General features: G+C 59.9%; 18 protein-coding genes. 7 read left to right on the plus strand and 11 right to left on the minus strand.

Features of this window, described 5'->3' with window-relative positions:
* The first annotated feature begins 113 nt into the window (after positions 1 to 113).
* Positions 114 to 1,040: a LysR family transcriptional regulator gene (locus ALTERO38_RS13945; RefSeq protein WP_102834915.1), complete on the plus strand. Its 927-nt coding sequence runs from the start codon at positions 114 to 116 to the stop codon at positions 1,038 to 1,040.
* Between the two features lie 48 nt (positions 1,041 to 1,088).
* On the opposite strand, the gene erdR is transcribed toward ALTERO38_RS13945, so the two are convergent.
* Positions 1,089 to 1,739 carry a response regulator transcription factor ErdR gene (erdR, locus tag ALTERO38_RS13950; protein WP_159968734.1) on the minus strand — a complete coding sequence of 217 codons (651 nt, stop codon included), beginning with the start codon at positions 1,737 to 1,739 and terminating at the stop codon, positions 1,089 to 1,091.
* 234 nt (positions 1,740 to 1,973) lie between these two features.
* On the opposite strand from erdR, the gene ALTERO38_RS13955 reads away from it, so the two are divergent.
* Positions 1,974 to 2,897, plus strand: coding sequence for a DMT family transporter (locus tag ALTERO38_RS13955; protein WP_159968735.1), 924 nt, complete (start codon positions 1,974 to 1,976; stop codon positions 2,895 to 2,897).
* Positions 2,898 to 2,911: 14 nt separating this feature from the next.
* Here the strand turns inward: ALTERO38_RS13955 and ALTERO38_RS13960 are convergent, their stop codons facing one another.
* Positions 2,912 to 3,628 carry a tRNA-uridine aminocarboxypropyltransferase gene (locus ALTERO38_RS13960; RefSeq protein ID WP_159968736.1) on the minus strand — a complete coding sequence of 239 codons (717 nt, stop codon included), beginning with the start codon at positions 3,626 to 3,628 and terminating at the stop codon, positions 2,912 to 2,914.
* Positions 3,629 to 3,742: 114 nt separating this feature from the next.
* Between ALTERO38_RS13960 and ALTERO38_RS13965 the strand changes: the two genes are divergently transcribed.
* Positions 3,743 to 4,135: a PA3611 family quorum-sensing-regulated virulence factor gene (locus ALTERO38_RS13965; RefSeq protein ID WP_102835039.1), complete on the plus strand. Its 393-nt coding sequence runs from the start codon at positions 3,743 to 3,745 to the stop codon at positions 4,133 to 4,135.
* Between the two features lie 51 nt (positions 4,136 to 4,186).
* On the opposite strand, the gene ALTERO38_RS13970 is transcribed toward ALTERO38_RS13965, so the two are convergent.
* Positions 4,187 to 6,592, minus strand: coding sequence for a xylulose 5-phosphate 3-epimerase (locus tag ALTERO38_RS13970; RefSeq protein WP_159968737.1), 2,406 nt, complete (start codon positions 6,590 to 6,592; stop codon positions 4,187 to 4,189).
* A gap of 128 nt (positions 6,593 to 6,720) precedes the next feature.
* Between ALTERO38_RS13970 and ALTERO38_RS13975 the strand changes: the two genes are divergently transcribed.
* Both ALTERO38_RS13975 and ALTERO38_RS13980 read left to right on the plus strand, forming a co-directional pair.
* Positions 6,721 to 8,121, plus strand: a complete 1,401-nt coding sequence (locus ALTERO38_RS13975) for an MBL fold metallo-hydrolase RNA specificity domain-containing protein (protein ID WP_159968738.1) — start codon at positions 6,721 to 6,723, stop codon at positions 8,119 to 8,121.
* Between the two features lie 259 nt (positions 8,122 to 8,380).
* Positions 8,381 to 9,472: a TIGR00730 family Rossman fold protein gene (locus ALTERO38_RS13980; protein ID WP_159968739.1), complete on the plus strand. Its 1,092-nt coding sequence runs from the start codon at positions 8,381 to 8,383 to the stop codon at positions 9,470 to 9,472.
* A 66-nt stretch (positions 9,473 to 9,538) separates the two neighbouring features.
* On the opposite strand, the gene recX is transcribed toward ALTERO38_RS13980, so the two are convergent.
* The 4 genes from recX to ALTERO38_RS14000 form a co-directional block, all read right to left on the minus strand.
* Positions 9,539 to 10,000, minus strand: a complete 462-nt coding sequence (recX, locus tag ALTERO38_RS13985) for a recombination regulator RecX (RefSeq protein ID WP_159968740.1) — start codon at positions 9,998 to 10,000, stop codon at positions 9,539 to 9,541.
* A gap of 5 nt (positions 10,001 to 10,005) precedes the next feature.
* Positions 10,006 to 11,049 carry a recombinase RecA gene (recA, locus tag ALTERO38_RS13990; RefSeq protein WP_159968741.1) on the minus strand — a complete coding sequence of 348 codons (1,044 nt, stop codon included), beginning with the start codon at positions 11,047 to 11,049 and terminating at the stop codon, positions 10,006 to 10,008.
* Positions 11,050 to 11,133: 84 nt separating this feature from the next.
* The gene (locus ALTERO38_RS13995; protein ID WP_159968742.1) at positions 11,134 to 11,634 is read right to left on the minus strand and encodes a CinA family protein; all 501 of its coding nucleotides are present in this window, start codon (positions 11,632 to 11,634) and stop codon (positions 11,134 to 11,136) included.
* A gap of 93 nt (positions 11,635 to 11,727) precedes the next feature.
* Positions 11,728 to 12,192, minus strand: a complete 465-nt coding sequence (locus ALTERO38_RS14000) for a potassium channel family protein (protein ID WP_159968743.1) — start codon at positions 12,190 to 12,192, stop codon at positions 11,728 to 11,730.
* 199 nt (positions 12,193 to 12,391) lie between these two features.
* Between ALTERO38_RS14000 and mutS the strand changes: the two genes are divergently transcribed.
* Together mutS and fdxA are read left to right on the plus strand one after the other, a co-directional pair.
* The gene (gene mutS / locus ALTERO38_RS14005; RefSeq protein ID WP_159968744.1) at positions 12,392 to 14,962 is read left to right on the plus strand and encodes a DNA mismatch repair protein MutS; all 2,571 of its coding nucleotides are present in this window, start codon (positions 12,392 to 12,394) and stop codon (positions 14,960 to 14,962) included.
* 130 nt (positions 14,963 to 15,092) lie between these two features.
* Positions 15,093 to 15,416, plus strand: a complete 324-nt coding sequence (fdxA, locus tag ALTERO38_RS14010) for a ferredoxin FdxA (protein WP_102834926.1) — start codon at positions 15,093 to 15,095, stop codon at positions 15,414 to 15,416.
* Positions 15,417 to 15,468: 52 nt separating this feature from the next.
* On the opposite strand, the gene ALTERO38_RS14015 is transcribed toward fdxA, so the two are convergent.
* From ALTERO38_RS14015 to ALTERO38_RS14030, 4 genes are all read right to left on the minus strand, one after another.
* Positions 15,469 to 15,660, minus strand: a complete 192-nt coding sequence (locus ALTERO38_RS14015; protein ID WP_045429079.1) for a CsbD family protein — start codon at positions 15,658 to 15,660, stop codon at positions 15,469 to 15,471.
* 89 nt (positions 15,661 to 15,749) lie between these two features.
* A complete protein-coding gene (locus ALTERO38_RS14020) occupies positions 15,750 to 16,742 on the minus strand; it encodes a lysylphosphatidylglycerol synthase transmembrane domain-containing protein (protein WP_159968745.1) in 993 nt (330 codons plus the stop codon).
* Positions 16,739 to 17,503: a DUF2334 domain-containing protein gene (locus ALTERO38_RS14025; RefSeq protein WP_159968746.1), complete on the minus strand. Its 765-nt coding sequence runs from the start codon at positions 17,501 to 17,503 to the stop codon at positions 16,739 to 16,741. The genes ALTERO38_RS14020 and ALTERO38_RS14025 overlap by 4 nt, the downstream gene beginning before the upstream one ends.
* On the minus strand, positions 17,496 to 18,611 hold the full coding sequence (locus ALTERO38_RS14030) for a glycosyltransferase family 1 protein (protein ID WP_159968747.1): 1,116 nt from the start codon (positions 18,609 to 18,611) through the stop codon (positions 17,496 to 17,498). Before ALTERO38_RS14030 ends, ALTERO38_RS14025 begins: the two co-directional genes overlap by 8 nt.
* Positions 18,612 to 18,720 lie beyond the last annotated feature (109 nt).

Consider the following 18,720-nt stretch of genomic DNA (forward strand, 5'->3'; position numbering starts at 1 on the left):
GTAGTGCTCCCCTTCTAGCGCACAACGGCGCATCAATATTTGCTGGCAGTTTACCGGGCCGACTAATATCCGCTAAACGAATATTAACGATATATGTTATCGGTTATATAGATATGCATTTCACACTCCGGCAGTTACAGGTGTTCGTCGCGTTCGCGCGGCATGAAAGCGTTTCCCGTGCGGCTGAAAGCCTTGCCCTTTCACAGTCGGCGACCAGCACCTCGCTGGCCGAACTGGAGCGCCAGTCGGGTTGCCAGCTTTTCGATCGTGCCGGTAAACGTTTGTGGCTGAACGCATTAGGCCACCAGCTATTACCGCAGGCAGTAGGCTTGCTCGACCAGGCCAAAGCAATTGAGGATCTGCTCGCTGGCAAAACGGGATTCGGCTCGCTGAGCGTGGGCGCCACCCTAACGATCGGCAACTACCTCGCCACCTTGCTCATCGGCAGTTTTATGCAGCGCCACCCTGAATGCCGAGTGAAACTCCATGTGCAGAACACCGCGCATATTGTCCAGCAGGTTGCGCAACATGAACTTGATTTAGGTCTGATTGAGGGCGACTGCCAGCATCCAGAGATCGAAGTATTACCCTGGGTCGAGGACGAACTGGTGGTGTTTTGCGCGCCCCAGCATGCGTTGGCCGCCCACACTGCGGTGAGCCTGGATCAACTCTCGCGCGAAGCCTGGATTCTCCGCGAACAGGGCTCTGGTACTCGGCTGACCTTCGACCATGCCATGCGCCATCACCCGGCCAAATTGAACATTCGGCTTGAGCTGGAGCATACCGAGGCGATTAAACGAGCCGTTGAATCCGGGCTCGGGATCGGCTGCATTTCAAGATTGGCGCTTCGCGATGCATTTCGCCGGGGCAGCCTGGTCGCTCTGGAAACACCCGAACTGGACCTCGCGCGGCAGTTCTATTTCATCTGGCACTCGATGAAATATCAGACCGCCGCCATGCGTGAATTTATCGAACAATGCCGAGCGCTGACGGCAGGCGTCCGCCGCAGTGATGAGATTGTGCTGCCGACGATTGCCTGACGCTGAGCCAGCGCGGTCGGCGAGGCATCTACAGGCAACAACGTGCTTTCAGCTGCTGGGGATTGAGCCCATCTGCTGCAACAGTAGAGCAGCCTGGGTTCGGGTGCGAACGCCCAACTTGCGAAAGATTGCGGTCACATGCGCCTTGATGGTCGCCTCGGAAACACTGAGTTCATAGGCGATCTGCTTGTTTAGCAAACCGTCGCACACCATGGTGAGCACGCGAAACTGCTGAGGCGTGAGGCTTGCGAGCCCTTCGCTGGCAGCCTTGGCTTCGGGGCTGACGTGCGCCACATCCTCGATATTGCTAGGCCACCAGACGTCACCATCAAGCACGACCCGAACAGCCTGCTGAATCGTTTCGAGTGAGCTGGATTTGGGTATGAAACCGCTGGCGCCAAACTCGCGAGAGCGAGCAACAACCGCAGCGTCTTCCTGTGCGGAGATCATCACAACAGGCAGCTGGGGATACTGACCTCGCAGCAGCACCAGCCCGGAGAATCCATAAGCGCCGGGCATATTGAGATCCAGCAATACTAGATCCCAGTCCGATGTTCGGGTCAGTTGAGCTTCGAGCTCGGCAATGCTAGCCGCCTCGGAAAGCCGAGCATCATCGCCCAGGCCAAGCGTCAACGCTTGCTGGAGGGCACTGCGAAACAGGGGATGATCATCGGCGATAAGGATTTCGTAAGCAGCCATGGCGGACCTATAGTTTTTATTGGCGCTTCACCTGCCTGAGCCGGGTGCTGACAATCAGGACGGCAAGAACCCGCAATATGCTCGAGGGTGACCGCGGTGATGATATCGCGCCACCACGCGAAATTCGATCATCGTTCCGCATTTAATCAGCCGTTTGCCGCGCCGGACGGCGAAGCGGTGGCAAAGCCCCTCGGTTTGATGCAAAGTTCGCGGTTTTTCCGCACGAGTTCAAACATGCGCAAACAAGCCCTTCGCGCCGATTTCTTAATGCTGATCACGGCCATGATCTGGGGAAGCGCATTCGTCGCACAGCGGGTCGGCATGGATAACATCGGGCCTTTCCTGTTCACCGGCATGCGCTTCGCATTGGGCGCAATCGTATTGCTGCCCTTGTTGCTGCACCAAGGCCGAGGCGCTGCTCGCCACGAGCCATTCTTGCAGCGCGGATTGCTGCTCGGAGGCCTCAGCATGGGCCTCGCACTCACTATAGGCATCAACTTGCAACAGGTTGGCCTGCTGTTTACCAGCGTGACCAACTCCGGATTCATCACTGGCTTGTACGTCATCGTCGTGCCCTTACTCGGCCTGGCTATTGGCCAGAGGACCGGCATGGGCACCTGGCTAGGCGCAATACTCGCCGTGGTTGGCATGGCGCTGCTCAGCATCGACGAAAACTTTCAGATCGCTTCCGGCGACTGGATACAGTTGGCTGGCGCTTTCGTATGGGGCATTCATGTGTTGCTGGTGAGCTTTTTCGTGGGTCGTCATGACGCCATTCGCCTGGCCTTTCTGCAATTCGTGACCTGCGCGGTCGTCAGTCTGCTGCTGGCGGCAGTCTTCGAAGAAGCCAGTCTGAACAGCATCTGGCTTGCCGCGCCGGCCCTTATCTATGGCGGAATGTTCGCAGTGGGGGTTGGTTATACCTTGCAAGTCGTGGCGCAGAAGCACGCAATCGCCTCGCACGCGGCCATCATCCTCTCGCTCGAAGCGGTGTTCGCAGCGCTTGCTGGAGCATTTTTGCTTGATGAAAGCCTAAGTCCGCGCGGTTATTTTGGTTGTGCGCTGATGTTCGTTGGCATGCTCGCCGCCCAACTCTGGCCGCGCAAGGATGTACCCGTGCCGGCTGCTACCGAAATCCCACAGGTGGCCAGGCACTGACCCACAGGCCAATATCAGCGCTGGCTAAGGGCAGCCAGCGCTCGATGAGTGGCATCCTCGGGGTCTGGTGCGCGGTGATATTTGGCACCTAGGTAATGATCAGTGAACGCATCGAGCCAGGTATCCAGCGCCGCGGAGCCTTGGTCATCTCCAGCCAAGCCCAAGCACAACGCAGCGACCTCCGCGGTGCACAGGTGTTCGCTGCGGGTCGAGCGGCGCAGGCGATAACGTGACAGTACGTCGGCCTGCAAGCTCAGCACTGGCAGATGATTCAGATAGGGGCTTTTACGAAACATCTTGCGCGCTTCGGTCCACGTCGCATCCAGCAGGATGAACAGCGGGCGCTTCCCCGGTGTGACCACAAGCTCCGTAACCACCCGATCTGGTTGCGCGTACTCACCCGGAAAGACCACCAGGGGCTGATAGCGGGCATCGGCCAGCAGCTCTAGCAGCGCAGCGTCTACACCGGTTCGTTGCCAGGTGAAGGCATAGGTTTCAGCCACGATATCGGCAATCAGCCAACCGGTATTGCTCGGTTTCAGCGGCTCGATATCGTGCATGATCAGGCAGACCGCGCTATTGGTCGTCACCGATGGCAGCCAGTCACACAGGCAATGGCTGAAGGCAACTCGGCAGCGGGCACACCGCGGCGAGCGCGAACCGCGGGCAATGAACGGTTTGGCGCTACGCGCCAGGCGAGCATCGCGAAGGCGGACGACGGCGTGAGTCATGATTGTTCGATCAACAGAGGGGGAGCGGAGTTTAACAGCCGCCCCCAAACCATGGCAGCGCTGAACCGTGAGGACCGACACCGGTCGAACGACGGCAGTCATCAGGAGATCACCATGCGCCGTCTGACCACACTTTTAACGCTTTGCCTCGCCCTGCCCTTCGCCCACACCGCATCCGCACAGGACCAGGCGCTCAGCCAATTGCTGGAAAAAGTCGCCCGTGAAAGCAGTGTAGGCACTCCACGTGCGATCAACTCCGACCTGCTCGACGAGGGCTACAGCGTCGACGGAAACGAGCTGGTCAACCATTTGAGCGTTCAACCGCGCCACGCCGCGCAGATGCGAGACAACCCCAAGCAAGTCCGCACCCAACTGGCCGCCAGCGTTTGCAACAACGAGGGCCTGCGTCAGCTGATGAGCCAGGGCGCAGTGTTGCGCTTCGAGTTCAGTGAGTACCAGAGCAAGAAACCGATCACCACGGAACGCTATCGCTCCAGCGATTGCTGAAGCCGGCAACACGCCAAGGGCAGCATCGGCGCTGCCCTTTGACAGGTCTGACTAGCGCAGCACGCGCGGATCGCCCTTGCCCGCGACCGCAGCCGCCTCATCTGGCTTGAGCAGTGCGGTTCGCGGTATATCGAGCAAACGTGCGCAGGCGGCCAATACATTCGCCCAGCTCGCCCGGTTGGCGAATTGCATACCGCCCTCGTCCAGCGTGCCACCACGATTGCGATAGCCCAGAACCGAATTTCGTCGCACGTCCGGCAAAATCGGCCAGAGATGACCACGCGCCACTTCGGGCCGCATGTGAGTGAGCAGCACCCTCATCTCCATCTGTTCGGGAAACAGGCGCTCGGTTACACCCTCGGCCGCAAGCGCCTCGATCTCCCAACGATCCCGCGGTGCGCGGAAGCGACCCGGCTCCTGCAGATACACCAGACGATAGCTGACACGCGCTTCTTTGAGGCGCTGAGTGGCACGTTGCATTTCAGTCAACTGATAGCTGCCATTGGCAATCAGAAGGATGGGGTTATCACCCTTCTGCTCGTCAACGATAATCGCGCCGTCACGGGCAAGCTGCTCGGCCTGCGCCTGATTGAAAATAGCTGGCCGCTCTCGCTTGGGCATGACCAGGCAAGCCAGCGCACCGCGGGTCTGGTAGATCGAAGGCAGCAGTGCCATGGCGCTGTTGTGGTCTGCCGGGAACAAAACTCTCGCCATGTCGCTCATTTCGCTCAGCAAGGCCTCGCAAAAAGTGGTGTCCTGGTGCGACTGCTGGTTCTTGCCATTTTCCCAGGTGTGAGACGTGGCGATGATGGGCCAGCCAAGCCAACCGGCTGGCCGCCCAACCTCCTTCTGCTGACGGGAGAAAATCAGGGTTTGGCGTACCGCGCCGAGCATCTTCACGCAGAACGCCTCATAACTGGCAACCAGGTTCAGGCCGCCCTGGTTGGCAAGACAGGCGGAAACCACGGCCTCTTCATTCAGTGCCGTGATGATCTTTCCGTCCACCGCCTCCAGCTCTCCCTCAGGATCGACCACGCGGTGCTTCATAGCTATGAGTACGCCGCCCAAGCGATTGCTGGCCAGTTCATCGGGGTTACCCACACGGGGGCGCAGTGACGGATTGGCACGGGTGAGTTCGACAAAGAAATCATCTACCGCTGCCATCGGGGAACAGGCGTGATCGTGATACCGGAGCGGCGGCATGACCGGAGCATTGGGCCGCCTGGTCGCGAGGACGTTGTCGCGCTCGGCAGGGCGCGCATGGCGGGACTGCGCAACCAGCTGGCGAGCTTGCTCAAGCTCATCCCAGGGAACGAAAAGCGGGGCGGCATGAGTATTGAACAACTCACGCGAAGCGTCATCGACGCTCGGGTTGCCCGGCAGCGGCAGGTTATGCGCTGCATTGCGGCCTGCACCATAGAAGCCGAATCCCTTGATCGTCTCGGCTATTCCGTAGGGGATCGGCAGCGGATAGCGCAGCAGACCGCGGGATTTTTCCTCGACACGCCGAACCAGGCGCTGCTCCATCTCCAACAGGGCGCAGACGAAAGCAGCCGGGTCACGCCCATCGAACGGAATAGGGTCAAAGCCACAACGGCTAAGATGCTGGCGAAACCCCTCAAGCCCCTCGTGAGTGCCAAGCTGGGTCCGTTGTTCGATACGCCGACCATTGGCGATCATGATGGGCAGCGCTACACCGCAATCCTCGGCACGCCACCAGCGCGGAATCCAGTCGCTGCCGCGCTGCTCCTCTGCTGCACCATCGGATAGAAAGGCCACCAGCGTCTCGCCAGGCAGTGGCATGTGGGCATATTGCAGCTCGGCGAAGCCAAGGTATCCGCCTTCGGCGACACCGCCCCCAGTGTGTGCATTGACATGGCTGCCGAGAGGCGCTGAGGGGCTGCCATCCGCCGCCTGATGGTAGCCGTAGAAGTCTTCGAGGAGCCGATTGATGCCCGCCTCGCCATCGCCGTAGGCTTGCTTCTGTTCGGGGTGCAGATTGTCGGTAAGCAGATTCAGCGCTTCGATCGCTGCAACGCAGTGGCCCTGCCCCATCAACCAAGCACGTGTACTGCCGGTCAGGGCGTTCAGTCCTAGATAACCGGCGTAGGCAGGCACCATATTAAGAGAACCGCCGGTATGCCCTTCTGGCGCAACCTTGAAGTCCTCGGCGCTGAGTTCAGAGCCGTCCAGCCGAACGCGACGCGCATAGGTCATGTGTACAACCAGCCACAGGCCAGCCGAACCGATCCGGTCGATCGCCTGCAACAGCCGATACACACTTGCCAGATCCGGCTGCAACTCGGCCTGTACCAGCTGATGGGCCAGGCGAAACACGGCAGCCTGGGTTTCCAAAGCATGTTCAAAGGGTCCGTACCCGGTTCGCCAGCGAGCGAACTCCGGCTGGATCTCCGCATGATGGTCCAGCTCGTCAAGACTGGGCAGTAGCTGATTCATGAGGCACTCCGTTGGTGGGCATTGGCGATAGTCTAGTCAGCGTCTAGCGGGCTCTCTCTGATATGCATCAAGATGAGCTGCCGGCATAGCGGGCATGCTGGGCGCAACTGTACAAACAGGAGGTTCTCATGGCTTTGCTCAGCTTTCTCGGCGCCATCCAACAGGTCACTGGATCCTGTTATCTGATCGAAACCCATGATGGCGTTCGCGTCCTTCTCGACTGCGGCATGCGCCAAGGTCGGCGCGAAGAGGAGGCCGGCAACCGTGCAGGTTTTAGCTTCGACCCGCAGACCCTGAATGCCGTGGTGCTGTCACACGCACACATCGACCATAGCGGCTTGTTACCGAAGCTCGTGGCAGCAGGATTCAAAGGGTCGATTCATGTCACCGAAGCGACCGGGAAGCTGGTCGAGCTGATGCTGCTCGACTCGGCGAACATCCAGGAAAAGGACGCCGAGTGGGAAAACCGTTGGCGCGCGCGTCTGGGCAAGCCGGCTATCAAGCCGCTCTACACACGGGTCGACACCGAACGCATGCTTGCGCAACGACAGCCTCACGCCTATGGCGACGTCTTCGAAGCCGCACCGGGGGTCTCCGTGACCTTCTTTGATGCAGGACACATCCTTGGCTCAGCCATCGTTCAAGTCGACGTCACCGACTTTGGCGCCACCCGCCGCCTGGTATTTTCCGGGGACCTCGGCAATGCCTGCTCGCCCCTGATGCACGCGCCGACGCCACTGCGCGAAGCCGACGTAGTACTGATGGAGTCCACCTATGGGGATCGCGACCACCGCGATCATCAGGCAACCATCGAAGAACTGGCCGAGATCCTTCAGCAAGCCCACCGTGATGGTGGCAACGTACTCATGCCGTCCTTCGCCGTTGGCCGCACGCAAGATCTGATCTATTACCTCGGCCTTCTGTACCACCAAGGCCGAGTGCCTCAGCAAGTGGTCTTTCTGGACAGCCCGATGGCCATCGGCGCAAACGCAATCTACTCACTTTTCCAGGAGCAGCTGGACATAGAACCAGGCGCAGCACCCGATAGTAACCGGCAGCGTATCGAGACATGGCTGCCGATATTCAGGGCGACGCCAACCCCTGAAGAATCGATGGCCATCAACCGTTTCAAAAGTGGCGCGATCATTATCGCCGGCAGCGGCATGTGCAATGGTGGGCGCATTCTTCATCACTTCAAGCACAACCTCTGGCGTAAGGAATGCCATTTAGTCATCCCAGGCTTCCAGGCGAGCGGCACACTTGGTCGCGCCATCGTCGATGGAGCGAAAACCGTCAAGCTGATGCATCAGCGCATAGCGGTGAACGCCCAGGTCCATACGTTGGGCGGTTTCTCCGCGCATGCGGGGCAATCGCAGCTGATCGAATGGGCTAGCCACTTCAAGTCGCGCCCTGAGCTGTATCTAGTCCACGGGGAGCTGGACAAGATGCGTACATTGCAGGAGGCCCTGCGTGCTCGCCTCGATTGGCAAGCCCGCATTCCGGAACCGGGGGATCGCATCGCACTCTGATGGCCGGAACTGATGCCCCAGACATAAGCTGCACGCGCGATGATCGTGGCTGTTAACCGAGCGATAGAACCGACGTTCGACATCTTCGCGCTGAGCTACTGTTAGGCATGAAACAAGTGCGTCACCAACGCCAAATGCCGACATATCATCATCCAGATTGTTTTCGGCGGCTGTCTGGACTGACTCAGACCACAGGGCGAGATACGGTTCTCGCGCCTGGCGGATGAGCAGCGCCCCAGCTTCCACAGGGAGACCTTGTATGCCTTTCGAATCGGACGATTACCTGTCGCGACATTTCAAAACCAGTGGTGCCGAGCTATCGAAGAAAATCGATGAACTGGTTGCACTCGTAGTTCCATCCAGCAGCCAGAACCTGCCCCTGTATCGGGAAATGCTGGTTACCGTCATGCGCATGGCTCAAGCCGACCGAAGTCGCTGGGATGCCAAGATTCTGCTACAAACCATGCGTGAAATGGAGCACGCCTTCAGCCGCCTCGATCAGTTCAAGCGTCGCCGTAAAGTGACCGTTTTCGGCTCGGCGAGAACGCCCATCGAACATCCGTTGTACGCGCTCGCCCGCGAGCTCGGCGAGACGCTTGCACGCTACGACCTGATGGTTATTACCGGTGCCGGTGGCGGCATCATGTCGGCTGCCCATGAAGGCGCAGGCATGGATAACAGCCTTGGCCTGAACATCACCCTACCCTTCGAGCAGCATGCTAATCCGACGGTAGATGGCACCGACCACCTGCTGTCTTTTCACTTCTTCTTCGTGCGCAAGCTGTTCTTTATCAAAGAGGCCGATGCGCTGGTGCTCTGTCCCGGTGGTTTCGGCACACTGGACGAGACCCTGGAAGTACTCACGCTGGTCCAGACGGGCAAAAGCCCACTGGTGCCGATTGTGCTGCTGGATGAGCCCGGCGGCACATTCTGGAAAGACGCGCTGAATTTCATGCGCCGTCAGCTTGAAGGCAACCGTTACATCCTTCCAACCGATATGCGACTGATGCGCTTGGTAGACAATGCCGAAGACGCTGCTGCTGAGATCGATCACTTCTACAGCAACTTCCACTCGAGCCGATGGCTGCAAGACCGCTTCGTCATGCGCATGAATCATGTGCTGACCGATTCCGCCATGTCCTACATGAACGAACATTTTGCCGACCTTTGTCTCAAAGGCCGCTTCGAGCAGCAAGCGTGCTGTGAAATGGAATTGGACGAGCCGGAACTGCAGCCGTTACCCAGGCTGAGCTTCGTATTTAACGGAAGGGATCATGGCCGGCTACGGGAGCTGACCGACTTTATCAATGCAAAGGAACACTGGGCTTCGCCGCTGAGCGCTGAAGATTGAAGTAGTGCGAGCTCAGTTAGTGACGCGATCTCGACCAGCAGCAAAACGGCCACTATCCAATCCGGATCAATCGAACGAAGCGCCCCGCAGAAGGCGACCAATCGAATCCAGGGGATAACCTCGGTAGCTCAAAAAGCGGCCCTGGCGGGCCCTTTCACGCTGATTGCCCGGTAACTCACCGAACTTTCGCAACCAGACTTCGCGCAACTGCTCATTCCAGTCGAAGCCACTGTCACGTAACGCCTGCTCGATTTCCTCCCGCGGGAGGCCTCGCTGGGTCAGTTCCTCACGTATGCGCAACGGGCCGTAACCCGCATTAGCACGCATGCGCACAAAACTTTCCAGATAGCGAGCCTCGCTGAGCAGCCCCTCATCAGCCAGTTTTTCCAGGGCTGGCTCGATGAGATCAGGCGGGGCACCACGCGAACGCAACTTGCGACTCAGCTCCATACGTCCGTGCTCGCGCCGGGCCAGTAAATCCATAGCGGCCCGCCGCACGGCGGCAGGGCTGTCGAGCACGACCGGCATGCTGCTTAGAGGTCAGCTTCGGCCAGGTCTTCAACGACCGGATTGGCCTTGCTGCTCGGAGAAACCACCAGCAACTTGTCACGAATCTGCTGTTCGATCTCGCGACCGATCTCTGGATTCTCTTCCAGGTATTTAGCAGCGTTGGCCTTGCCCTGACCGATCTTGTTGCCTTTGTAGGCATACCAGGCACCAGACTTCTCGACCAGTCCCTGCTGAACGCCGAGGTCGATGACCTCGCCATTGCGGTAGATGCCCTTGCCGTAAAGAATCTGGAACTCGGCCTGACGGAACGGTGGCGCCACCTTGTTCTTGACGACCTTGACGCGCGTTTCACTGCCGACCACTTCGTCGCCTTCCTTCACCGCGCCGGTACGGCGGATGTCGAGACGAACCGATGCATAGAACTTCAATGCGTTACCGCCGGTGGTGGTTTCCGGGCTGCCGAACATCACACCGATCTTCATGCGGATCTGGTTAATGAAGATAACCAGGCAGTTGGCGTTCTTGATGTTACCGGTGATCTTGCGCAGCGCCTGAGACATCAGACGAGCCTGCAGACCGACGTGGGTATCGCCCATCTCGCCTTCGATTTCCGCCTTGGGAACCAGAGCCGCTACGGAGTCGACAATGATCACGTCGACCGCGTTGGAGCGCACCAGCATGTCGGCGATTTCCAAAGCCTGTTCGCCGGTATCGGGCTGTGAAACCAGCAGGTCGTCTACATTGACGCCAAGCTTGCCAGCGTAATCGGGATCCAGCGCATGTTCGGCGTCGACGAAGGCGCAAGTGGCGCCGGCCTTCTGAGCCTCAGCAATGACGGAAAGCGTCATGGTGGTCTTACCGGAAGATTCTGGACCGTAGATCTCGACGATCCGACCTTTAGGCAGACCGCCAATGCCGAGCGCGATGTCCAGGCCCAGCGAGCCAGTGGAAATGGCCGGGATCGCCTGGCGATCATGATCGCCCATGCGCATGACCGCGCCTTTACCGAACTGCTTTTCGATCTGGCCCAAGGCGGCAGCCAAGGCGCGCTTCTTGTTCTCGTCCATTACAATCCTCACTTGATCAAGAGGGCCAGAGGCCACGACAACTGTATAAGTAGACAGTATTAGAGCATAGGCAAAAACGAGCGCCTAGCCCTCAATGGGATTTTCTCCGGCCACTAGGCGGATCAATCCGACGAGCGCAGCCTCCACACTCTGCTCACGAACAGACTGTCGGTTGCCGTCAAACTGGAAGCGTCTTGCAAACCGCTCACCCTCGCCCCCCCAGGCCAACCAAACCGTACCGACCGGCTTATCCGGCGATCCACCGCCCGGCCCTGCTACGCCGCTGACGGCAACGGCGTAGCGCGCTCCGCTGGCGACCTGTGCGCCGCAGACCATCGCTTCTACAACCTCACGACTCACTGCGCCCACTTCGGAAAACAGATGTTCCGGCACCTGCAGCTGACGCGTTTTCTGACGGTTCGAGTAGGTGACAAAACCAGCCTCGAACCAGGCCGAGCAGCCAGCAATGCGGGTAATGGCCTCGGCAATACCTCCCCCTGTGCAAGATTCGGCGGTGGTTACTTGCGCCGACTTTTGCTGGAGCGCGTGGCCTAGCTGGGCCGCAAGTTCGGTCAAGGCGGACATGAAGGCTCCTTATATCGATATCAAACGCTACCTTAGCAGCGCACGTTTCTGAGGGTCAGCCACACGTCGCCAGACACAGCCTGATGAATGCCATCACCGAACGGTCCAGTGGCGCTGCATTTCAAGAAACAGAAACGAGGCGGTCCAGGTGATCAAAACCAAGCCCGTCAACGCCTCGATGCCCGTCAGAAATCGAATGGCGCCGACGGGGTGGATATCCCCGAAACCGACGGTCGTGAAGGTCGTGAAAGAGAAATAGGCACAGTCCAGCAGGCTGCCGCTGAACTCGCCGGCCAGCGTCCCCCAGCCAGTCGCGTGGTGCATGAGGTAGTAGGCAAAGGCGAACACCCAGACCTCCACCGCGTGCGCGGTCAATGCGCCAAACACACCAAACACTATCCCAACGCGATGATGGAAATGTGGGCTTGCCCTGCTTGCAGATAGGCGCGACAGAAACTCGTAGTGAATCGCCACGACTACCGCAACGACGATGACGTTGACCAACGTAACGAGAAGTAGATTCGCCGATGCGTTCGACGCCTGTTCTAGAGCAGACATAGCACTTCCAAAGCAATCAAACCCATGCGGGGCATCCCAGGTATCGGCTCGGCAGGTTGGCCCGTCGCATACATGCAGGCCATGATAACCTTCCCGGTTTATTTCATCCTGCACACAGTGCCACCAACGGTGGCCGATACCTGAACGGGATCGAGCCGCGCCCGCGCTGTTACCTGCACATCGCCCCAAGTCGAGCTATATGTCACAAGACCTGTCCCATCACACGCCCATGATGCAGCAGTACTGGAAGCTCAAACGCGAGCACCCTGATCAGCTGATGTTCTACCGCATGGGCGACTTTTACGAGCTGTTCTACGACGACGCCAAGAAAGCGGCCAAGCTGCTGGACATTACCCTGACCGCGCGTGGCCAGTCCGGTGGCAATGCGATCCCTATGGCTGGCATTCCGTTTCACTCGGCCGAGGGCTATCTCAGCCGTTTGGTGAAGCTTGGCGAGTCCGTGGTGATCTGCGAGCAGATTGGCGATCCGGCCACCAGCAAGGGCCCGGTGGAACGACAGGTGGTGCGGATCATCACCCCCGGCACGGTGAGTGATGAAGCGTTACTCGACGAGCACCGCGACAACCTGCTTGCGGCGGTGGTCGGCGATGAAAAGCTGTTCGGCCTGTCGGTCCTGGACATCACCAGCGGCCGGTTCAGCGTGCAGGAGTTCGGCGGCTGGGAAACGCTCCTGGCTGAAGTCGAACGTCTCAACCCGGCCGAGCTGATGATCCCGGACGATTGGCCGGCAAATCTGCCGGTGGAGAAACGCCGCGGTGTGCGCCGTCGCGCGCCTTGGGATTTCGACCGTGACAGCGGCTTCAAGGGCCTCTGCCAGCAGTTCGGCACTCAGGACCTGAAAGGCTTCGGCTGCGAGCAGCTGACGCTGGCCATCGGCGCCGCGGGTTGCCTCCTGACCTACGCCAAGGAAACTCAGCGTACCGCTCTGCATCATTTGCGCAGCCTTCGTCACGAACGCCTCGACGAGACAGTGATTCTCGACGGGGCGACCCGGCGCAATCTGGAACTGGACATCAATCTCGGCGGGGGACGGGAAAACACCCTGCAATCAGTGGTCGACCGCTGCCAGACCGCCATGGGCAGCCGCCTGCTCAGCCGCTGGCTGAATCGTCCGCTGCGTGATCGACGCGTGCTCGAGGCCCGCCAGGACTCGATCACCTGCCTGCTCGAGCACTATCGGTTTGAACAGATCCAGCCGCAGCTGAAGGAGATCGGCGACCTCGAGCGCATCCTCGCGCGGATCGGCCTGCGCAACGCGCGTCCCCGCGATCTGGCGCGCCTGCGCGACGCGCTCGCGGCACTGCCCCAGTTGCAGGAAGGCATGCAGGAGCTGGTGGCGCCGCATCTGATCGAGCTGGCAGCCACCATTCGGACTTATCCCGAGCTGGCTGCCTTGCTGGCTAAAGCCGTCATCGATAATCCACCGGCCGTGATCCGTGAGGGTGGCGTCCTGAAAACAGGCTATGACGCCGAGCTGGACGAGTTGCAATCGCTGTCGGAGAACGCCGGCCAATACCTGATGGACCTGGAAACCCGCGAGAAGGCCCGTACCGGGTTGGCTAATCTGAAAGTTGGCTATAACCGCGTGCACGGGTATTTCATTGAGCTGCCAAGCAAACAGGCCGAATCGGCCCCAGCCGATTACATTCGCCGGCAGACACTCAAGGGGGCCGAACGCTTTATCACGCCCGAACTGAAAGAATTCGAAGACAAGGCGCTGTCTGCCAAGAGCCGCGCATTGGCTCGGGAAAAGCAGCTCTACGACGAATTGCTGGAACGCCTCATTGGTCATCTCGCGCCACTGCAGGACAGTGCTGCAGCGCTGGCCGAACTCGACGTGCTGAGCAACCTGGCCGAACGGGCACTGACGCTTGATCTCAACCGCCCACGTTTCGTCGAGCACCCCTGCCTGCAGATCGAGCAAGGCCGTCATCCGGTCGTCGAGCAGGTCCTGCAGACGCCGTTCGTCGCCAACGATCTCAACCTTGATGACGACACCCGCATGCTGGTCATCACCGGTCCTAACATGGGCGGTAAGTCGACCTACATGCGTCAGACCGCGCTGATCGTCCTGCTGGCGCAGATCGGCAGTTTCGTTCCGGCGAAGGCCTGCGAGCTGTCCCTGGTCGACCGCATCTTCACCCGCATCGGCTCTTCGGACGACCTGGCCGGCGGCCGCTCGACCTTCATGGTGGAAATGAGCGAGACCGCTAATATTCTGCACAATGCCAGCGACCGCAGTCTGGTGCTGATGGACGAAGTCGGTCGAGGCACCAGCACATTCGATGGCTTGTCGCTGGCCTGGGCGGCTGCCGAGCACCTTGCCAAGCTGCGCGCCTACACCTTGTTCGCGACGCATTACTTCGAGCTCACCGTGCTTCCGGAAAGCCAGCCAGCGGTGGCCAACGTGCACCTGTCGGCCACCGAGCACAATGATCGCATCGTCTTCCTTCACCACGTCCTGCCAGGTCCGGCAAGCCAGAGCTATGGCTTGGCCGTGGCACAACTGGCTGGCGTGCCAGGTGAGGTGATCCAACGCGCACGTGACCATCTGTCGCGGCTGGAAACTACCAGTCTGCCTCACGAAACGCCGAAAATGGCGCCCGGCCAGCCTGCCCCACCCATGCAGAATGACCTCTTCGCCAGCCTGCCCCATCCGGTGGTCGAAGAATTGGTGCGGATCAATCCCGATGATATGAGCCCGCGCCAGGCGCTGGACCTGCTATACAACCTGAAAGCGCGTGTTTGACGGCTGCTAAAAGCTGATAGAATCGCGCGCATTTTTGGATATAGGCGGCATTTGCCTGGTGTCGCCATAGTCCTGCCGAACGGGGGCGTCATTGCAACGCCACCTGACACGCCCGAGGAGATAGCTAGAAATGACCTTCGTCGTCACCGACAACTGCATCAAGTGCAAATACACCGACTGTGTGGAAGTCTGTCCGGTGGACTGCTTCTACGAAGGCCCGAACTTCCTGGTCATTCATCCCGACGAGTGCATCGATTGCGCGCTTTGTGAGCCGGAGTGCCCTGCCCAGGCGATTTTCTCCGAGGATGAAGTGCCGGATGATCAGCAGGAATACACCCAGCTGAACGCCGATCTGGCGGAAGTTTGGCCGAACATTACCGAGAAGAAGGACTCGCTGCCCGATGCCGAAGAGTGGGACGGCGTGAAGGACAAACTGCAGTATCTGGAGCGCTAAGCGCCAGAAACGAAAAAAGCCCGCGATGCGGGCTTTTTTCTTGGCTCAGCGGTCAGGCGCGATCAACGCCCTTCTTCACTGTGTCTTTGGCTTCGCCCTTGACTTGCTGAGCGTCGCCTTTGACTTCCTGACGCTGGCCTTCGCCTTTCATGCGCTCGTTATCAGTCGCCTCGCCCAGACCCTGCTTGGCCTTGCCCGCGGCTTCGTTGAGGTTGCCTTTCATTTTATCTCCGGTACTGCTCATGGCGCGTTCCTCTCTGCTTGGGTACGTTCAGTTGACAGAGCCGCTCCGACAATAGTTTCGTTTTCCCGAGGAACGGTTCGGCAGGGTCATCAATCATTGCGTGCTTTGGCCAGGCGATCCATTAACGGCCGGCCCGCAAGATGTAGAAACAGCGGCGCGCCAGCGATCAGATAGAAGTAGTAGGTCACAAATCGCCAGATCAGGATCGCCGCCGCGGCCGTCGACTTCCCCACGAACGGCGCAAGCAAGGCTGCGGAAGCAAGTTCGGCGCTGCCCGCACCGCCCGGTAGCAGGCTCAGCTGCCCAGCCGTCAAGGCCAACATCTGCACGATAAACGTCCAGGCCCAGGCCAGGGATTTGTCCAGGCCCAGCAAGGTGAGATAGAGCACGCTATAGCGCAGCAACCAATGCAACGTCGTCAGAACGAATACGCTTAGCAGGATCGAAAGCGGCAATCTGAAACACTCAAGCACGGCATTGCGAAAACTCAGTGCCTTCTTGGCCCAGCTGCGCTGTCGAGCGCCCTTCACACCGAGCCGGCTGATCAACCAGCCATTGAGTATAAATACCTGCCGGTGAAAGCGCCCGAGCAACGCCAGCAGCACCATCAGGCCGATCAGCAATGCCGCACTGACGCCCAATAAACTGGCGATATAGGTATTCAGCGATTGGGTGACCGCATAGATGAGCACACCCACCAGCGCACAGGCAAAAAACAGCAGATCGGTGAGCTGCTCGACGGCATAGGTCGCGGTGCCCTTGGCGGGCGGCACGCCATGGCGCAGCAGCAACGCCATCATGGTCAACGGGCCACCCGCGCCGCCGGGCGTGGCACAGATGGCAAATTCCGTGGCGATCACGATGCCCACCGCTCGGTGCTGGCCCAGGCGTCGACGGCCGACAAGCAGCCGCAGCCGTAGCGCGTTCAAGTACCAGCCAACAACGATCATGCCCAGCATCAGCAACAGCAACCCCGGTGGAAAGCTGCGCAACCGCTCGAACAAACCGCTGCCGCCGAGCAGAATCGGCACCAGTGCCGCCACTACTAAAGCGCCAGCGAGCAACCACCAGCGACGATTCATGCCGCGGCGCTCGAGGCCAGTATGTGTCGATCAAGCCAGTCAATCTTTGTCACCGGCTTGCGCCCGTCCGCCAAAAGCCGAGTCAGCAGGTCCAGCCAGTATTGCCGCGAGAACCCATGCCGCATGTCCACCGGATGCAACCCGAGCCGCAACACCGGCGATTGCTGGTGCCGCTTGAACATCTGCTCGCTGATCAGCCGCGACATGCCGCGGCGCCAAGCGCTTCGAGCACTCCAGACCAGCCCCGGCGCGTCAACGGTTTGATAGTCGGGCAACAAGTAGAAGTGGCCTGGGTCGCTGGTATAGGTCAGACCGGTTGCCGCCAAGGCTTGCCGAGCACCCGGCCCCAACAGCCAGGCAGGGGCCACGAAACCATGAAGGGGCCACTGGTGGCGCTGAAACAGCTCAATACCGCGCTGCAAGCGCCTGGCGGACTCCTCGCAACTGAGCGGGTAGAACTCGCCTTCATGGGTAAAGACGCGGCGCATAAACCAGTCTCGTGGCGTGCGTGGCGAGGGGGCTTCATCTGCGTGGTAGAAACCATGCAGGATGAGCTCATCGCCACGTGCAAGCCGCCCGTCCAGCAGGCGTCGAAAATCAACATGATCGTCGAGCCGGTTGCGACGGTGAAAATCCGGCACCACAAGCCAGCAGATCGGTATCTGACCCAGCGCGTCGACCGCTTCGACGAAGGGACGGTAATCGGGCCAGGTCTCGGGCGCCACGTCATGCAGCACCAGCATCAGGCTGCGCTCAGCCATGCACGGCAACCGGCAATTCAGCGGTGCCCAACACGGCGTGATAATGCGCCAACAATCCGGCTACCACCGCATCCCATGCGTGATGCGCCTCGACATGCTGACGGGCCTGCATCCCCAGCAGACGTGGGTCGTCCTCGAATAACTCCCGGACGGTCTGCGCCATCGCTGGAGCGTCCAAAGGGCGACATAGCCGACCGGTATGGAAGGGCACCAGTTCTGGCAGGGCGCCGGCGCGTGCCGCAATCACGGGTATCCCACTGGCCATGGCTTCGAGCGCCACCAGACCGAAAGTCTCCTGATTTCCGGCGTGCAGCAGCACGTCACTGCTGGCCATGTAGCGCGCTACGTCCGCCGCCGGGCAAAAACGATCGATCACCGACACGTTGGGCGGCACGCGATGGGGCATGCCGGAACCGACCAGCAGCAGGTGGTAGGGGTCACCCAGCCGGCGTGCGGTCTCCAGCAGAACATCGAGGTTCTTTTCGCGAGACCCGCGCCCAGCAAAGATCATCAACCGAGTATCGTCAGCAAGGCCCAGTTCGCGGCGCACTTGCGGATCGCGCAGGCTTGGCCGAAAGGTGTCCAGATCCACGCCCAACGGCTGCACATAGACGTTCTCGACCCCGAGCGACGTCAGCTTTTGCGCCATTACCTGGCTTGGCGCCAGCACCCGGTCGAAGCTGCTGTACAGCCGCGACACATAGCCATTCATGTTAGTGCCCAGCCACCCGCCGATGCGGTTACTCACTAACAAAGGAAGATCCGAGTGGTAGAAGCCGATCACCGGCACGTCCAGGCGTCGCCCGGCGTCCAGAGCCGCCCAGGCAGTCATATAGGGGTCCCCTACTTCGATCACGTCGGGACGAAGGGAGCGCAATTGATTCCGCCAGGGAGCGCGCCGTACAGGAAACCGATAGCCCCTGCCAAAAGGCAGTGCAGGCGCAGGTATCTGATAGATGCCGGCATTGTGGCTATAGCGCTCACCCGGCACGAGGATGCTGTGGCGGACGCCCGCATACTGCTGCAGCCGGCGGTGCTTGGCCTCGAGATAAGTACGCACACCGCCACTGGCGGGGGCGTAGAACATGGTCATGTCGGCAATGTGCAAGGTGGAGCATCTCCATTAGGTCTCGATGCAAAACCTTCGGAGCCGGGCCCGTCAGCCGTAATCTGCCGCTCTTTGGCGGTGTACAGCGAGACCACCGCTCGAAAGATTC

This window comes from Pseudomonas sp. 9Ag (genome assembly GCF_902506445.1).
Classification (GTDB): Bacteria; Pseudomonadota; Gammaproteobacteria; order Pseudomonadales; family Pseudomonadaceae; genus Stutzerimonas; species Stutzerimonas stutzeri_AB.

Coding starts and splice junctions, on each gene's coding strand:
- ALTERO38_RS13945 (WP_102834915.1), top strand. CDS start 114: ATGCATTTCACACTCCGGCAGTTACAGGTGTTCGTCGCGTTCGCGCGG.
- erdR (WP_159968734.1), bottom strand. CDS start 1,739: ATGGCTGCTTACGAAATCCTTATCGCCGATGATCATCCCCTGTTTCGC.
- ALTERO38_RS13955 (WP_159968735.1), top strand. CDS start 1,974: ATGCGCAAACAAGCCCTTCGCGCCGATTTCTTAATGCTGATCACGGCC.
- ALTERO38_RS13960 (WP_159968736.1), bottom strand. CDS start 3,628: ATGACTCACGCCGTCGTCCGCCTTCGCGATGCTCGCCTGGCGCGTAGC.
- ALTERO38_RS13965 (WP_102835039.1), top strand. CDS start 3,743: ATGCGCCGTCTGACCACACTTTTAACGCTTTGCCTCGCCCTGCCCTTC.
- ALTERO38_RS13970 (WP_159968737.1), bottom strand. CDS start 6,592: ATGAATCAGCTACTGCCCAGTCTTGACGAGCTGGACCATCATGCGGAG.
- ALTERO38_RS13975 (WP_159968738.1), top strand. CDS start 6,721: ATGGCTTTGCTCAGCTTTCTCGGCGCCATCCAACAGGTCACTGGATCC.
- ALTERO38_RS13980 (WP_159968739.1), top strand. CDS start 8,381: ATGCCTTTCGAATCGGACGATTACCTGTCGCGACATTTCAAAACCAGT.
- recX (WP_159968740.1), bottom strand. CDS start 10,000: ATGCCGGTCGTGCTCGACAGCCCTGCCGCCGTGCGGCGGGCCGCTATG.
- recA (WP_159968741.1), bottom strand. CDS start 11,049: ATGGACGAGAACAAGAAGCGCGCCTTGGCTGCCGCCTTGGGCCAGATC.
- ALTERO38_RS13995 (WP_159968742.1), bottom strand. CDS start 11,634: ATGTCCGCCTTGACCGAACTTGCGGCCCAGCTAGGCCACGCGCTCCAG.
- ALTERO38_RS14000 (WP_159968743.1), bottom strand. CDS start 12,192: ATGTCTGCTCTAGAACAGGCGTCGAACGCATCGGCGAATCTACTTCTC.
- mutS (WP_159968744.1), top strand. CDS start 12,392: ATGTCACAAGACCTGTCCCATCACACGCCCATGATGCAGCAGTACTGG.
- fdxA (WP_102834926.1), top strand. CDS start 15,093: ATGACCTTCGTCGTCACCGACAACTGCATCAAGTGCAAATACACCGAC.
- ALTERO38_RS14015 (WP_045429079.1), bottom strand. CDS start 15,660: ATGAGCAGTACCGGAGATAAAATGAAAGGCAACCTCAACGAAGCCGCG.
- ALTERO38_RS14020 (WP_159968745.1), bottom strand. CDS start 16,742: ATGAATCGTCGCTGGTGGTTGCTCGCTGGCGCTTTAGTAGTGGCGGCA.
- ALTERO38_RS14025 (WP_159968746.1), bottom strand. CDS start 17,503: ATGGCTGAGCGCAGCCTGATGCTGGTGCTGCATGACGTGGCGCCCGAG.